The sequence below is a fragment of the Amycolatopsis sp. NPDC089917 genome (assembly GCF_040684635.1).
Taxonomy (GTDB): Bacteria; Actinomycetota; Actinomycetes; order Mycobacteriales; family Pseudonocardiaceae; genus Amycolatopsis.
The window spans coordinates 39458-53837 of the sequence record NZ_JBFBGL010000009.1 but is presented as its reverse complement, the minus strand read 5'-3'; the positions used below and the strand labels follow the sequence as shown (position 1 = coordinate 53837).

At 69.4% G+C, this 14380-nt stretch carries 15 protein-coding genes; 9 read left to right on the top strand and 6 right to left on the bottom strand.

Going from position 1 to position 14380, the window contains the following annotated elements; genetic code table 11:
* The first annotated feature begins 126 nt into the window (after positions 1-126).
* Together rlmN and AB0N89_RS09235 are read left to right on the top strand one after the other, a co-directional pair.
* Entirely contained in the window at positions 127-1233 is a 1107-nt protein-coding gene (gene rlmN / locus AB0N89_RS09240) for a 23S rRNA (adenine(2503)-C(2))-methyltransferase RlmN (protein WP_364202137.1), read from the top strand.
* Between the two features lie 34 nt (positions 1234-1267).
* Positions 1268-1540: a hypothetical protein gene (locus AB0N89_RS09235; protein WP_364202135.1), complete on the top strand. Its 273-nt coding sequence runs from the start codon at positions 1268-1270 to the stop codon at positions 1538-1540.
* Positions 1541-1560: 20 nt separating this feature from the next.
* Here AB0N89_RS09235 and AB0N89_RS09230 read toward each other — a convergent pair whose 3' ends face one another.
* Together AB0N89_RS09230 and AB0N89_RS09225 are read right to left on the bottom strand one after the other, a co-directional pair.
* Positions 1561-2142, bottom strand: a complete 582-nt coding sequence (locus tag AB0N89_RS09230) for a dihydrofolate reductase family protein (RefSeq protein ID WP_364202133.1) — start codon at positions 2140-2142, stop codon at positions 1561-1563.
* Between the two features lie 138 nt (positions 2143-2280).
* Positions 2281-3099 (bottom strand): glycoside hydrolase family protein, encoded by an 819-nt coding sequence (locus AB0N89_RS09225; protein WP_364202131.1) that lies wholly within the window; start codon positions 3097-3099, stop codon positions 2281-2283.
* Between the two features lie 149 nt (positions 3100-3248).
* Between AB0N89_RS09225 and AB0N89_RS09220 the strand changes: the two genes are divergently transcribed.
* Positions 3249-4064: a DUF1206 domain-containing protein gene (locus AB0N89_RS09220; protein WP_364202128.1), complete on the top strand. Its 816-nt coding sequence runs from the start codon at positions 3249-3251 to the stop codon at positions 4062-4064.
* A gap of 43 nt (positions 4065-4107) precedes the next feature.
* Here AB0N89_RS09220 and AB0N89_RS09215 read toward each other — a convergent pair whose 3' ends face one another.
* The 3 genes from AB0N89_RS09215 to AB0N89_RS09205 all read right to left on the bottom strand — a co-directional run bounded on the left by AB0N89_RS09215 (position 4108) and on the right by AB0N89_RS09205 (position 6113).
* On the bottom strand, positions 4108-4431 hold the full coding sequence (locus tag AB0N89_RS09215; protein WP_364202125.1) for a putative quinol monooxygenase: 324 nt from the start codon (positions 4429-4431) through the stop codon (positions 4108-4110).
* A gap of 19 nt (positions 4432-4450) precedes the next feature.
* Positions 4451-5227 (bottom strand): acetoin reductase, encoded by a 777-nt coding sequence (locus AB0N89_RS09210; RefSeq protein WP_364202122.1) that lies wholly within the window; start codon positions 5225-5227, stop codon positions 4451-4453.
* A gap of 112 nt (positions 5228-5339) precedes the next feature.
* Positions 5340-6113, bottom strand: coding sequence for a helix-turn-helix transcriptional regulator (locus AB0N89_RS09205; RefSeq protein WP_364202119.1), 774 nt, complete (start codon positions 6111-6113; stop codon positions 5340-5342).
* Positions 6114-6204: 91 nt separating this feature from the next.
* On the opposite strand from AB0N89_RS09205, the gene AB0N89_RS09200 reads away from it, so the two are divergent.
* From AB0N89_RS09200 to AB0N89_RS09180, 5 genes are all read left to right on the top strand, one after another.
* The gene (locus AB0N89_RS09200) at positions 6205-7011 is read left to right on the top strand and encodes a sulfite exporter TauE/SafE family protein (protein ID WP_364202116.1); all 807 of its coding nucleotides are present in this window, start codon (positions 6205-6207) and stop codon (positions 7009-7011) included.
* Between the two features lie 124 nt (positions 7012-7135).
* The gene (locus tag AB0N89_RS09195; RefSeq protein WP_364202113.1) at positions 7136-9121 is read left to right on the top strand and encodes a peptidase S8/S53 subtilisin kexin sedolisin; all 1986 of its coding nucleotides are present in this window, start codon (positions 7136-7138) and stop codon (positions 9119-9121) included.
* Between the two features lie 81 nt (positions 9122-9202).
* Positions 9203-10384, top strand: coding sequence for a cysteine desulfurase-like protein (locus tag AB0N89_RS09190; protein WP_364202110.1), 1182 nt, complete (start codon positions 9203-9205; stop codon positions 10382-10384).
* 148 nt (positions 10385-10532) lie between these two features.
* Positions 10533-11360 carry an acetylxylan esterase gene (locus AB0N89_RS09185; RefSeq protein WP_364202107.1) on the top strand — a complete coding sequence of 276 codons (828 nt, stop codon included), beginning with the start codon at positions 10533-10535 and terminating at the stop codon, positions 11358-11360.
* Positions 11361-11428: 68 nt separating this feature from the next.
* Positions 11429-11983 carry a cysteine hydrolase family protein gene (locus AB0N89_RS09180; protein ID WP_364202104.1) on the top strand — a complete coding sequence of 185 codons (555 nt, stop codon included), beginning with the start codon at positions 11429-11431 and terminating at the stop codon, positions 11981-11983.
* Here the strand turns inward: AB0N89_RS09180 and AB0N89_RS09175 are convergent.
* A complete protein-coding gene (locus AB0N89_RS09175; RefSeq protein ID WP_364202101.1) occupies positions 11973-13418 on the bottom strand; it encodes a PP2C family protein-serine/threonine phosphatase in 1446 nt (481 codons plus the stop codon). The genes AB0N89_RS09180 and AB0N89_RS09175 overlap by 11 nt on opposite strands.
* A 118-nt stretch (positions 13419-13536) precedes the next feature.
* On the opposite strand from AB0N89_RS09175, the gene AB0N89_RS09170 reads away from it, so the two are divergent.
* Positions 13537-14298, top strand: a complete 762-nt coding sequence (locus AB0N89_RS09170; RefSeq protein WP_364202098.1) for a GAF and ANTAR domain-containing protein — start codon at positions 13537-13539, stop codon at positions 14296-14298.
* Positions 14299-14380 lie beyond the last annotated feature (82 nt).

The window sequence follows — 14380 nt, the reverse complement described above, 5'->3', positions numbered from 1 at the left end:
GACGTACGCGCGTCTCCTCGTATGCGATCCGCACGGCGTGCGCCGGAACACGTCACGTGACCTGGGGAACAGTGATCCGGGGCGGCCCGGGCGCGTCGGAGGTGGACATGGGACACTGAGTGAGCTATGACTGCCCTCCCTCTCGTTTTCGACGCGCCCAAGCGCGGCCTGCCGCCGCGCCACCTCGCCGACCTCACCACCGCCGAACGGGCCGAGGCCGTCGCCGAGCTGGGGGAGAAGCCGTTCCGTGCGAAGCAGCTGTCGAACCACTACTTCTCGCGGCTCACGGTGGACCCGGAGGAGATGACCGACATCCCGGCGGCGTCGCGGGAGAAGCTCGTCGGCGGCCTGATGCCGACGCTGCTCACCGAGATCAAGGCGCTCGCCTGCGACGACGGCACCACCCGCAAGACCCTGTGGCGCGCGCACGACGGGACGCTGCTGGAGAGCGTGCTCATGCGCTACCCGGACCGCGCGACCCTGTGCATTTCGAGCCAGGCGGGCTGCGGCATGGCGTGCCCGTTCTGCGCGACCGGACAGGGCGGCCTCGACCGGAACCTTTCGACGGCGGAGATCGTCGACCAGGTCCGCTCCGCCGCCGCCGTGATGCGCGACGGCCTGATGCCCGGCGGCCCCGGCCGTCTGTCGAACATCGTCTTCATGGGGATGGGCGAACCGCTCGCGAACTACAAGCGGGTGGTGGCCGCGGTCCGGCGGATCACGGATCCGTCGCCGGCGGGGCTCGGGATCGGCCAGCGTTCGGTGACGGTGTCGACCGTGGGCCTGGCGCCGGCGATCCGCAAGCTCGCGGACGAGAAGATGCAGGTGCGGCTGGCGGTTTCACTGCACACGCCGGACGACGAGCTGCGCGACACGCTGGTGCCGGTGAACGAGCGCTGGTCGGTGGACGAGGTTCTTTCGGCGGCCCGGTATTACGCGGACACGTCGGGACGGCGGGTGTCGATCGAGTACGCGCTGATCCGCGACGTCAACGACCAGCCTTGGCGGGCCGAGCTGCTGGCGAAGCGGCTTCGCCAGCACCTGGGCCAGCTGGTGCACGTGAACGTGATCCCGCTGAACCCGACTCCGGGCAGCAAGTGGGACGCTTCGCCGAAGCCGGTGGAGCGGGAGTTCGTCCGCCTGGTGAACGCGGGCGGAGTAGCGTGCACGGTGCGTGACACGCGTGGTCAGGAGATCGCGGCGGCGTGCGGTCAGCTCGCCGCCGAGAACTGAGTTCCTTCCTTTCAGTGATGGAGATTTTGTCGTGATGTATGCCCCCAGCCTGTTGGATCCGGCTGCGGAGGAGCTGAAGCTCACGGACGTGATCGGCCACGGCGCGACAGGGATCGCGCGCGAGGCCCGGACGCTGCTGGGTGAGCGCTTCAGCTCGGTGACCTTCATGTACGTCCTGATGCGGGCGTTCGAGGTGGAGTACACCGCGGCGAGGGACGCTTCGCGGTGGCACGAGTTCCACGGCGGGCCGTACGCGTTGTCGGACGCCGACCTGGAGAACCTGTTGGCGCCCTGGCTGACCCGCTGACTTTTGTCCTTAGTGGACGATCAGCGCGAGTGATGCCGGGTGGGCCGGTAAACGAGCTCCTGGGTGTGCCCGTCGAAGGTCCGGCTCTCGATCAGTTCGAGATCGAAATCCGCCGCGCCTTCGAAGATCCGCGCCGCCCCGGTCTCACCGGTGATCACCGGGAAGATCGTCACCTGGACCAGGTCGACCAGACCGGCGGCCAGCAACGCCCGGTTCATCGCCAGGCTGCCGTGCGAACGCAGCGGCACCTCGGACTCCTCCTTGAGCTTGGCGACGACGTCGACGGCGTCGCCGTGCACGATCGTCGTGTCCGGCCAGTCGAGCGGCTCTCGCAGCGTCGTCGACACTACCGTCGCCGGGAGGTTCTTCAGCCGGGCGATCCACGGGTCCAGCGCCTCGAACTCGACGATGCCCGAGAGCATTTCCGCGTTCTCCCGGTACGTCGTGGCGCCGAAGACCATCCGCTGCTTCTCGCTGTACTGGGAGAGGCGGCGCTCCAGGAACTCGGGGCCCTCCTTGCCCCAGTAGCCGCCCCAGTCGCCCGTGTGGGAGCCGTAGCCGTCGAGGCTGGAGAAGATGTCGAAGGTGTAGGTCGCGGTCATGATGGCTCCTTCGGTGAGTCCGGGCTTGCTTCCACCTCCTCTACGAACGGACCCGGAGCGATCCGACATCGCGACGGAAACACGTTCGCCAGGCACGACCGCCCGGACCGGCCAAGCATCAAACGGCGGTCGGAGCGGTCATCCCGCCGCCCGGTAGGCGACACCGCTGCGATTGGCGCGCGTCCCGTCGTAAAGCCCGGTCGGAGCGGTCTTGGTGGAGAGGGTGAACCAGGCGTAGCGCTCCACGAACGGAAGCCCCTTGAGCATCGTCGTCGAGTTGGTGACGAAAGCCGCCTGCTGCTCCTGACTGGGATACCGGGGCGGGTTCTGGCTGAAGTCGGTGAGCGCGTACTCGGTGAGCCAGATCGGCTTGTGGTAACGGTTGTAGACCGCCTGCAGATAGCCGCGAAGCTGGCCGACGGCGGCCGCGGAGAAGTCGCCGCCGTACCAGTGCAGCGGGATGAAATCCACGCGGCGGCCCTGGGCGGCCGCGCCGCTCATGAACCGGTCCAGCCAGCCGCCCGCCCGGTCGCCGCCGAAAGCGACCGCCGGCGCGCCGAGGCGCATCCCGGTTCCCTGGAGCTGAGGCCAGAGTGAGAGTGCCCTTTCGACCGTCATGTTCGCCTGACCGGACATGTCGGGTTCGTTGAATCCCAGCAAAGTCGTGCCTTGCGACTTCGCCTTGGCCAGGTTCTGCGGGGTGACCGAACCGGCGCCCCAGATCATCGGCACGAACTCGGTTCCGGCCGGTCTGGCGACGCCTTGGGGGTCGGAAGCCCAGTTGTAGAACCAACTCGCGCGCACGTCGCGCAGGGCTTCGTTCACCCCCGCGACGGTGTTGACGCTGGCGCCCTTCTTGCTCGCCGCGAGTTCGGAGGCGGTCGCGGCGGGGGAGAGGGCGAAGGTGGTGAGCAGGGCCAGTGCGGTCGACGTCAGTTTGCGGACCAGTGAGGGCACGGCACTTCCTTCCGGCCGGGGGTTTCTCAAAGTAGCCGGACGCTGTCGCCTTGTCGATCACTGCGCTGGGCCGGATGGACCAGTCGCGCGGCGGTCTTGGCCGTCGCCCGTGAGACTCGGGGAAAGACTCGGAAAGAAGGGTGAGCCGGATGCCCACGACCAAGGTCAGACAGGTGCGCCACAACAAGGCCGTCCAGACGCTCGGACGGATCGGGATGGGCTGTTACGGGCTGGTGTACCTGCTCATCGGGTACCTCGCCGTGCGGATCGCGATCGGCGGTGGCGGTCAGGAGGCGGACGGGCGCGGCGCGGTCGCCGAGGTCGGCTCGACGCCGGTGGGTGGCGTGCTGCTGTGGGTGCTGGCGGCGGGCCTCGTGGCGTACGGCCTGTGGCAGGCCTTGCTGGCCGTCGTCGGCTACACGTGGATCGACGAGGAGAAGAAGCGAACCGTCAAGCGGGTGACGTCCGGCGTGCGCTGCCTCATGGGGATCTCGCTGGGCGTCTACGCGGGCCAGCTCGCCGCGGGCGCGGGCGGACAGGGCAGCTCCGACCAGAAGCAGCAGGAGTACACCGCGATGCTGCTCGGGATGCCCGCTGGACCGTTCCTGGTGATCGTGGTGGCCGTCATCGTGTTCGGCGTGGCCGTCGCTTCGGTGGTCAAGGGTGTGCGCCGGACCTTCATGGAGGACCTCGACCTCTCGAAGCTGCCGTCGGGAACCCGGCGGTGGGTCGAGCGTCTGGGGAGGATCGGTTACGCGGCCCGGGGCGTGGTGTTCGGCGTGATCGCGGTGCTCCTCGGATTCGCGGCGCTGGAGCACGATCCGTCCCGCTCCGGCGGGCTCGACGCCGCCCTGCGCACGCTGGCCGCCCAGCCGTTCGGCACGGTGCTGCTCATCGCGGTGGCCGCCGGGGTCGCCGCGTTCGGCGCCTACTGCGTCGGGGCGGCACGCGCCCAGCGCGGCTGAGCGCCCGCCTCGGTCCGGTGCGGACCGAGGCGGGGCGCGGAACCTACTTGACGGCGAGTTCGCCGAGTTCCGACCAGCCGTCCTGGTCGATCTTCGCGTTGATGATCCGCGGCGTCTCGGCCAGGTACGGCGGCAGATCGCGTTGTGCCGCGCGGAAATGCTCCGAACCGACGTGGGCGGCGCCCGCGTCGTCGTCCTGGAACGCCTCGACGAGAACGTATTCGTTCGGGTCGTCCAGGCTGCGTGACCAGTCGTACCAAAGGCAACCGGGCTCGGCGCGGGTCGCTTCGGTGAAATCGCGCGCGATTTCCGGCCACCGGTCCGCGTGTTCGGGACGGACCCGGAACTTCGCCGTGATGAAGATCATGATCGTCCTGCTTTCCTGCTCAAGAGAATTGGATTCCTCCGTCGATCATCACCGACTGGCCGGTCATGTAATCGGAATCCGGCGAAGCGAGGTACGAGACATACGCCGCCACGTCCTCGGGAACGGAGACCCGGCCGAGGTGGATCAGGTTCGAATACTTCTCGATCGCCTGTCCCTTCCGGATCCCTTCCGATTCGGCCAGCTTCTCGTCGATGAGGTCCCACATGGCGGTCCCGACGATACCCGGGCAGTACGCGTTGACCGTGATGCCGTGCCGCGCCCATTCCATCGCGGCCGCCTGGGTGAGTCCGCGCACCGCCCACTTGGACGCGGAGTAGTGGCCCAGCAACGCGAACGGGCGATGGGCGACGATCGACGCCGCGCCGATGATCTTCCCGCCGTTCCCCTGCTCGATCATTCGCTTGGCCGCGGCCTGGTAACACAGGAAAATGCCGCGCGCGTTGACGGCCATCATCCGGTCCCAGTCCTCCGGGGTCACTTCGAGCAGCGGCAGGACCTGGGCGATTCCCGCGTTCGCGACCATGACGTCCAGGGAGCCCAATTCGCCGGCGGTTTCGCCGACCATGGCGGTGACCGAAGCGGGGTCCGAAACATCCGCGATGACCGCCGCGGAACGCCGTCCCGCTTCACGGATCTCCTTGGCCACGGCCTCGAGTTCCGCTTCGTTGGCGGCGATGTCGTTGACCGCGACGTCGTGGCCGTCCGCGGCGAGCCGGAGCGCGATCCCCTTTCCGATTCCCCGTGCGGCACCGGTGACGAGTACGTTCTTGCTCATGCGCTGAACTCCCTTGTTCGCCTGGGCTTGAACGGAAGGTAGGGGCGCGGGCGGAACGGCGGGAGAGGTGTCGTGTCTCACTTTGAGACAGCGGCGTTCGGGACGGCGGTGATCAGCGCGCGGTAGCCGCGCGATAGTCCTTCGGCGACGTGCCGAGGAGCCGGGTGAACATCGTCGAGAACGCGGCCGGGCTTTCGTACCCGAGCGAGGCGGCGATCCCCGCGATCGGGCGCCCGTCCGACAGCAGCGACAGGGAATGCAGGACACAGGCGCGTTGCCGCCAGCGCGCGAAACCCATCCCGGTCTCGGCGGTGAAGATCCGGTTCACCGTCCGCTCGCTCACGTGCAGCCGGGACGCCCAGGCGCTCAAGGGATCGTGGATGTCCGGATGGTCCAAAAAGGACTCGCACAGCGCGCGCAGCCGGTCGTGCGACGGCAGGGGGAGGTCGAGCCGGACCGGGGCGGACCGGCGGATCTCGTGCAGGATCAGGCCGATGACCGCGGCGTCCCGCCCGCGCGGGGAATACAGTCCGGGCACGTCGACGGCCTCGTTCAGTAGTTCCCGGAGCAGCGCGGAGACCTCGACGACCTGGCAGCGCCGCGGGAACCACGGCACCGCTTTCGGCTCGATGTACAGGCTCCGGGTGCTCACGGTCGTCGTGAGGACCTGGTGACCGGTCTCCGGCGGGACGAGCACCGCGCGCCGGGTCGGGATGGTCCACGTGCCGTCGGCCGTTTCGACCCGCATCGATCCCGTCGCGCTGTAGAGGAACTGCGCCCGCCGATGCCGGTGCGGGGGAATCCGGTGTCCCGGTGGGTAATCGGTGCGGATCGCCACCACCGCGCGATCGAGGTGGTCGACCTCGTCGATGGGGATGTCGCGCACTTCACCCAGGCTACGCCACCTGTCCGATGCACGAAAGAAAGTGGCGTCCTTTCGAATGCCCGCCGCACCGGCGACGCCTACCGTCGAGGGAGTGATGATCGAGATCGCGGTGCTCCTCGGCTTCGGCTGCCTGAGCGGTGTCACCACTGTCCTGTTCGGATTCGGCGGCGGATTCATCACCGTGCCCGTCGTCTACGCCTTCGCGCTCGCGGAGCCGGAGCACGCTTTGGGCGCGATGCACGTGGCGGTGGCCACGTCGACCGCGGTGATGGTGGTCAACGCCGGGAGCGCGACCTTCGCCCAGCGGCGGACCGGACGGCTTCGCCGCGAGTACCTGTGGCCGCTCATCGCGTTCATCGGCCTGGGCGCCGTGCTCGGTTCCTTCGCCGCCACCGCGGCCGACGAAAGCGTCCTGCGCTGGCTCTTCGTCGCCTACCTCGCGCTGACCATCGCCGACAGCGTGGTCCGGAAGGGTTTCGTGAGCAGGCAGGAAGACACCCGGCCCCGTGCGCTCGGCGGGTTCACGGCCACCGCGGGCGGCATCGGGATCGGTGCCGTGGCGAGCTTTCTCGGGGTCGGGGGCAGCGTGCTGACCGTCCCGCTCATGCGGCGCAAAGGCCTGCCGATGGCCGACGCGACCGCGCTGGCGAATCCGCTGAGCCTGCCGGTGGCGGTGATCGGCACCGCCGTCTACGCCTTCGCGGCGACGGGGACGGCTTCGGGCACGGCCCACGTCGGCTACATCGACCTGGTGGCCGCGGGCGCGCTGCTGTGCGGGTCGCTGCCGACCATCGCCGTGACGCGCCGGGTGGTCGGCCGGATCCCGGATCGCGTCCACGCGATCGCGTACCTGGCCCTGCTGGCCGCCGCGCTGATCGCGGTCGTCGTTCGACGGTGATCCGATGAGTTTGTCGCAAGTCAAGTCTTGACATGGGGAACAAGAGGGATGACACAGTCGGCTGTCCAGTAAAGATCCGATGAATCTCTATCCCTTTGGCGGATCTTGCGCCAAGATCTCCCGCATGAAACTGAGATCGACCACCAAACGCATGTTCGTTCTCGGGCTGCTGACGGTTCTCGGGACCACCGGGGCGACGTCGGTGGCCACCGCCGAACCCCGGCAGCCGGCCACGGACGTCAACGCGACCGGGCTGCCCCGCGGCGGCTGGGAACCGGTCGGCCCGAACAGCGTCGGCGGCCTGCTGGCCGTTTCGCCCGCCGGGCTCGCGATGATGCAGCCCAGCCCGCCCGCGCTGTGGCTCTCCGGCGATCGCGGCGCCTCCTGGAGTGCGCGCCGGGGTCTGCCGGCGGACACCTCCATCCAGGGATTCTTCGTCGATCCGGTGAACCCGGACCGGATGCTCGCGGTGGGCAACAAACCCGCAGGCATGGTCGGCGAGTGGCACGGGATGCTGCTGCGCACCACCGACCGCGGCCAGACCTGGGAGACCCTGCGCGAGTGGTACCCCGACGGCTCGTTCGGCATGGCGACGGACCCCACCGGCCGGGTCGTCGTGGTGCAGAACCTCGACACGCTGAGCGTCAGCACCGACGGCGGCGTGAGCTGGAACGACGTGCCGAGGACCTGGCCTCGCGAAGGGGTCGCGGCGCCGGTCGGCCCGCTCAAACTGATCATGGTCGGCGACGACGCCTACTTCACGACGGTCTACCCGGAGTACGCGCTGTGGGTGGTCCGCGGGGTCAGCACCAAGGAACCGCGGGCCGAGCTCGTCTACCGGACCAACGGCGAGGTCAATCAGGTCGCGTCGGACGGCAAGCGGTTCGTGGTCACGGTCGGCACCGAGCTGCACGGTTCCACCGACGGCGGCAAGACCTGGTCGGTGCTGCGACGCGATCCGGGCGGCCAGCAACTGCGTGAACCGCGCTTCGTCGGCGGCCGTCTGTACGTTTCGACGTATAACGACATAGACGTCAGCACGGACTTCGGCCGCACCTGGAGCCGCAAACCGGTGCCGGCCGCGGGTGAAGGCGTCAGCGACATGATCGAACTCCCCGCGGCGCCGGGCAAACCCGCCACCACGCTGATCTCCTCGCTGTACCGAGGGGTGTACGCGGACGGCGGCAAGAGCGGCTACCGGCAGATCGGCGTCCCCGGCGAATCCATTCGCGACCTCGTGACCAGCGGGAACCTCCTGCGCGAGAGCGTCGTCGCGGCCGGGGTCCAGGAGATCTACAACACCCCGCTCCCGCGTGGCAAGGTCGCCGCGACCGACCGGGTCTGGCAGTCGCATCCCGCCGACCGGTTGCACGAGGACGCGCGCCTGTCCGTCTCGCCGAGCCGCCCGGACGTCGTCTGGCAGGTCACCCGGAACGGGTTCGCGCTCGACGTGCTCCGCAGCGGTGATGGCGGCCGCACCTGGCAGTTCGCGGCGAAGGCGAAGGAAGGAATCCCCAGGACGATCTTCGCGCATCCTGCCGACCCGGACCGGATCTTCGTCTCGGCCTTCGCGCCCACCGGTTACGTGCTCTACCGCAGTGACAACGCCGGGAAGACCTGGGAAAAGCTCACCACCGACATCGGGTTCATCGCGTTCGCAGGCGACCCGTGGAACGCGAACCGGGTCTGGGGCGGGGACGCCAGCGGCCTCTACCGGTCCGACGACGGCGGCAAGACCTGGACCCGGGTCTCCGACGAGCCGGTCAGCTCGATCTCGGTCAGCCGATGGGGTGGCGGGCGCGTCCTCGCCGGTGGTGCGGGCATCCTGCTCAGCGAGGACGACGGCCGGACGTTCCGGCGGGTCGCCGACGGCGGTGACTCCCGCGAGATCAGCCGGATCCTTCCGCATCCGTTCGACTTCCGGGTGTGGTTCGCGAGCAGTTCGACCGGGGGAGGCGTGCTGCGCAGCACGGACTTCGGCCGTACCTGGTCGCCGGTACCGGGCGCGCTTCCCGACGCCAGGGTGCTCTCGCTGGCGATCAGTGCCGATGGCCGGTACCTGTTCGCGGGCACCGCGCAGTCCGGGGCGTACCGGCTGACGCTGTACTGAGTCCGAGACGCTTCGTGGCCGGAGAAACTTCCGGCCACGAAGCGTTTACTCGGTCCCTCACCGGATGTCAGAGTCGAGGTCATGGCCATCGACGTCGCCGCCCTCCGGCTCCACTTCCCTTCCCTCGCCGACGGAACCGCCTTCTTCGACGGACCCGCGGGTACCCAGACACCCCGGCCCGTCGCCGACGCCATCGCCGGGACCCTGACCGCTCCGCTGTCGAACCGCGGCAAGGTCAGCCCGTCCGAACTCAACGCGGAGAACGCCGTCGCCGGCTTCCGCGCCGCTTACGCCGATTTCCTCGACGTGCCTGCCGAAGGCGTCGTCCACGGCCGCAGCGCCACTCAGCTGACGTACGACTTTTCCCGGCACCTGGCCAAAAACTGGCGCGAGGGCGACGAGATCGTCGTCAGCCGTCTCGATCACGACGCCAACGTCCGGCCCTGGGTCCAGGCCGCCGAGCGAGCCGGGCTGACCGTCCGCTGGCTCGACATCGATCCCGAAACCACCGAACTCGACCTCGATTCCCTGGTGCTCACCGAGAGGACCAGGCTGGTCGCGGTCACGGCGGCCTCGAACGTCCTCGGCACCAAGCCGCCGATCCGCCGGATCGCCGATCTCGCGCACGACGCCGGGGCGCTGGTGTGGGTGGACGGAGTGCACTACGCCGCCCACGATCTGGTGGACGTCCCCGCGCTGGGAGCGGACTTCTTCGTCTGCTCGCCGTACAAGTTCCTCGGCCCGCACTGCGGGGTGCTCGGCGCGGCGCCGTCCCTGCTCGAAACCGTCGAGCCGGACAAGCTCGCGCCCTCGCCGGACACCGTGCCCGAGCGCTTCGAATTCGGCACCCTGCCTTACGAAATCCTCGCGGGCGCGACGGCCGCGGTGGACTTCCTCGCCGCCATCGATCCGGGATCGGGCGGGTCCCGGCGGGAACGGCTGACGAACTCGCTGGCTTCCCTGCACGACCACGAAATCACGCTGCGCGCCAAACTGGAAAAGGGACTGGGGGACGCGGTCACCGTCCACTGCAAGGCGGCCGACCGGACCCCGACCCTGCTCATGGGGCTCGGTGGCCGTGAACGCGAGGCGCAACGGCATCTCGCCGAACGGAAGATCGTCGCCCCGGCGGGGTCCTTCTACGCTTACGAAGTCTTCGCGGCCCTGAAGCTGGAGGATCCGGCGCTCCGGGTCGGGCTGGCTCCGTACACCAGCGCGGAGGACGTCGACAGGCTGCTGGACGGGTTGTCGGCATTCGGGTGACCACAGTGGATGGCCGGGTTCCTCTCGATCACAAGGTTTTCCGCCCGATGTTGTGATCGGTCCCATGGACCGACGGTGACCGGGCCGACACCCTGGGAAGGGAACGTCGCGGGCAACGGGGCCCGGGCCGAACGGGACGGTGACCGGTATGGCGGGACTGCGCGCACGGACACTCATCGCGGGGATGGTCGCGGTCGCGACCGTGGGCATCGCCCCCGCCGCGACGGCGGCGACCGGGATCGCGGACCGGTGGAGCGCGCCGGGTCCCTACGCGGTGACCGTCGAAGCCCTCGACAGCACGCACACCGTGTACCGGCCTTCGCGGCTGGACAAGCATCCGGTGATCTTGTGGGGCAACGGAACCGGCGCGAGCCCGAAGATCTACGACGGCCTGCTGCGTCATCTGGCGTCGCACGGTTTCGTGGTCGCGGCGGCCGACACGCCGAACGCGGGCTCGGGCAAGGAGATGCTGGCCGGGGCCACGACCTTGATCGCCGAGAACTCGCGTCCCGGCAGTCCCTACCAGGGGAAGATCGACACCGCGCACATCGGCGCCACCGGCCACTCCCAGGGCGGCGGCGGGGCGATCGCCGCCGGTGCGGATCCCCGCGTCACCGCCACGATCCCGATCGAACCGGGCCCGCAGGGCTCCGCCGCGGCCTTGACGGGGCCCGCGTTCTTCCTCGGCGGCCAGTTCGACACCATCGTCATCCCCGCGCTGCTCGTCATCCCGCGCTATCGCCTCGCGGACCAGGTGCCCGCGGTCTACGGCGAACTCGCCGGGGCGACCCACTTCACGCCCGCCGGTGACGGTGGCGGGTTCCGCGGCGCGATCACCGCCTGGTTCCGGTTCTGGCTTTCCGGCGACGAGCGGGCCAGGGCCGAGTTCTTCGGCCCTTCCTGCGGATTGTGCCGCGACGGGGCGTGGTCCGACGTCCGGCGCAACGCGAAGGCCTCCGCCGTTCCGGGGGCTTGATCACCGGTTCTTGTCGGTGGTCCGGGTTAGGGTCCGCTCCAGCAGTCCGATCTGGAGGGATACCCGTCATGACCACTCTCGACAACCGGCCGAACACCGCGCTCCTGGTCGTCGACGTCCAGAACGGCGTCGTCGACGAGGGCCACGAACGCGACGCCGTGGTCGCGAACATCGGCGGTCTCGTCGGCAGGGCGCGGAAGGAAGGCGTCCCGGTCGTGTGGGTGCAGCACGCCGACGACGAGCTCGTGCACGGAAGCGAGGAATGGCGCATCGTCGGCGAGCTGACTCCCGAGGACGCCGAGCCACGCGTCGACAAGTCTTACGGAGACTCTTTCGAGGACACCGATCTGGAGAAGGTGCTGGCCGAACGCGGCGTCGGGCGGCTCGTGGTCGTCGGGGCGGAGACCGACGCCTGCATCCGTTCGACGTTGCACGGTGCCCTGGTCCGCGGGTACGACGCGACGCTCGTCGGCGACGCGCACACGACGGTGGACAAGTCGGAATGGGGAGCGCCGAAACCCGAGCAGGTCATCGCGCACACGAACCTGTACTGGCGCTATCAGGTGGCGCCGGGCCGGAAGGGAGGGACGGTCAACGCGGTAGACGTCGTATTCAGCGGCTGAACCAGTCTGAAGGGCGGCTCGACCAGCGAGCGATCAGCAGTCCGGCGTCGCCGGTGAAACCGTTGTGGCAGTGGAACTTCGCGGCCTGAAGCACCCGCCGGACGGTTTCGGGCGGAGCGTGCCGGGCATGAGCGTCCAGGCAGTCTTCGAGCGCGAACGGCGGGCCGTCGGCGGCGCGTGCGCCTGAGAGGCCTTCGGTGTGCAGGGCCAGGAGGTCTCCGGGCCGCAGCCGGGTGGTCACGATCCGGCCGAGCGGCCCGGCGCCGAAGGGCGGGCGCCGCGCACTGTCCACTGTGGTCTGCTCGTGGTCGGCGCCGAGGACGAGCGGTGGCTCGCCGCCCGCCTGGAGACAACGCAGGGTGCCGTCGGCCAGGTTCAGTTCGGCCAGCGTGCCGCGGACGAGCGCGCCGTCGACGAACTGCGCCGAGAGCGCTTCGTCGACAGCGGCCTCCTGATCGCGCAGCCCGCGGCCCTCGCGGCGAGCGGATCGACAAGCCGCGAGCGCGAGGGAAACCATCTGGCTCGCGCGCGTCGCGTCGCGGCCGGCGTCGAAGACCGCCAGCCACGCCGTCGTCTCGGAAAGGGCGTAGTCGAAGGCCGCGCCGCGAACGTCGTGGACGGGCTCGATACCGCCCGCCACCACGACGTCGCGTGTCGCCGCGGTCGACGGGGGCAGGCTCTGCCGGAGCAGCTCCGAGGCGGGGCTGGACGGTCGTTGTCGCAGCAGCGTGTCGAGACCGTCGCCGTACCTCCTCGCGCCGGCGAGGAGGTGGCCGGACAGCGATGCGAGCCATCGGCACTGGGTGCGCAGAGCGGGGTCGTGGAGGTCGGTGTCCGCGTCGGCCTCGACTTCGAGCACACCGAGGCGTTCGTCGCCATCCATCAGCACTGCCCACAATCGGCGCCCGGCCGGTTCCTCGGCGGGGATGGTGTCGGCGTGCCGGTACGCCCGGCCGGCGGTACTGGCCTCGATGGCCAGCGGCACCCGGCCGGGTGCCGAGCCGCCGGGAAGCGGGACGAGCCTGCGCTGGTCGTCGTCGACGAGATAGACGGCGAGTTCGAGGTCCAGCGCGCGGCCCGCCGCGGCGATGATCTCGGGCAAGCGCTCCGGCGGAGCCCGGTGGGCACCGTCGAGGAGTCCCACCAGCGCGGCCAAGGGACCACGGGGACGGGTGTTCTCGCCGGTCTCGCGGCTGTACGGCGCTTGGCGTACGCCGGAGACCTCTTCGAGCCGCTCGTTGATCGCGTGAGCCACCATGTCGCGCTGGATCCTGGGCAGCGGGAGCAGCCCTTGCAGGAACGCCTCCAGTTCGAGCTCGCTGACGTCGCCGCCCAGGGCGAAATATCTCAGCCACAGCTGTTCCAGGGTGAGCCCGGTCCGCGCGAAGCACGCCGCGACGATCCGGCGTTGCTCTTCGGCCTGGAGCGAGGCCACGGTGATCACCCCCGGGTTCTCGGCAACGTGACACCCGGGTACCAACCGGCGCCCGGTACGAAACATGAGCAGGCACCCGAATGGGTACTTCTTGCTGAAGAAGATCAGGAGGCGCGCCATGAACCGACCGGAGCCGGCTCGCGGCGTACTGCCGCTCGACGAGGTGACCAGCGCTCTTCACGCGCTGAACGACCTCTTCGAAGGCGAGGAAGAGCTCGAACTCCTCCTGCGGCAGATCTGCCGTCAGGTGGCCCGCGCCGTGCCGGACGTCGACGAGGTGTCCATCACCCTGCTCCACGACGGTCACCCGCACACCGCCGTCGCGACCGACGACGGGATCGTCGAACTCGATCACGACCAGTACCGGCTGGGGAACGGACCTTGCCTGGAGGCGGGCAAGACCGGGGAGGTCGTGCGGGTCGCCGTCGGCGAATCGGCCGAACGCTGGCCCGAATTCGCCCGCGGTGCCAGGCAGGCCGGGTTCGCCAGTTTCCTGGCCGCGCCGCTGTCGGTGAGCGACCATCTCACGGGCGCGGTGAACTGCTACGGGACCCAGGACGACGGCTACGCCGAACTCGACGCGCGGCTGCTGGAGATCTACACGACGGCGGTCGAGGCGATCTTGCGGATCCACGCGCGCTACCTCGACGCCAGGACGACGATCGGGCAACTGCGAACGGCGCTGACCTCCCGGGCCGTCATTGACCAGGCCAAAGGCGTGCTCATGGCCGTGCGCCGGGTCGACGAGGACGAGGCGTTCTCGTTGCTGGTGGTCCAGTCCCAGCGGCAGAACGTCAAATTACGCCAGGTGGCGGAGCGGTTCATCGACGGCGTGACCGGAAGAGGCGATCCGGGACGGGCCGAACGTGGGTCGCGGTAGGCGAGGTGATCGCACTCGGCTAAGGTCGGCTTCCGAAAGCGGTTCTGAGCGTTGAGAAGTTAGCGCCGATCCGCCGGTAACC

Excerpts from the sequence above, each read along its gene's own strand:
- rlmN (WP_364202137.1), top strand. The coding sequence starts at position 127 with ATGACTGCCCTCCCTCTCGTTTTCGACGCGCCCAAGCGCGGCCTGCCG.
- AB0N89_RS09235 (WP_364202135.1), top strand. The coding sequence starts at position 1,268 with ATGTATGCCCCCAGCCTGTTGGATCCGGCTGCGGAGGAGCTGAAGCTC.
- AB0N89_RS09230 (WP_364202133.1), bottom strand. The coding sequence starts at position 2,142 with ATGACCGCGACCTACACCTTCGACATCTTCTCCAGCCTCGACGGCTAC.
- AB0N89_RS09220 (WP_364202128.1), top strand. The coding sequence starts at position 3,249 with ATGCCCACGACCAAGGTCAGACAGGTGCGCCACAACAAGGCCGTCCAG.
- AB0N89_RS09215 (WP_364202125.1), bottom strand. The coding sequence starts at position 4,431 with ATGATCTTCATCACGGCGAAGTTCCGGGTCCGTCCCGAACACGCGGAC.
- AB0N89_RS09210 (WP_364202122.1), bottom strand. The coding sequence starts at position 5,227 with ATGAGCAAGAACGTACTCGTCACCGGTGCCGCACGGGGAATCGGAAAG.
- AB0N89_RS09195 (WP_364202113.1), top strand. The coding sequence starts at position 7,136 with ATGAAACTGAGATCGACCACCAAACGCATGTTCGTTCTCGGGCTGCTG.
- AB0N89_RS09190 (WP_364202110.1), top strand. The coding sequence starts at position 9,203 with ATGGCCATCGACGTCGCCGCCCTCCGGCTCCACTTCCCTTCCCTCGCC.
- AB0N89_RS09185 (WP_364202107.1), top strand. The coding sequence starts at position 10,533 with ATGGCGGGACTGCGCGCACGGACACTCATCGCGGGGATGGTCGCGGTC.
- AB0N89_RS09180 (WP_364202104.1), top strand. The coding sequence starts at position 11,429 with ATGACCACTCTCGACAACCGGCCGAACACCGCGCTCCTGGTCGTCGAC.
- AB0N89_RS09170 (WP_364202098.1), top strand. The coding sequence starts at position 13,537 with ATGAACCGACCGGAGCCGGCTCGCGGCGTACTGCCGCTCGACGAGGTG.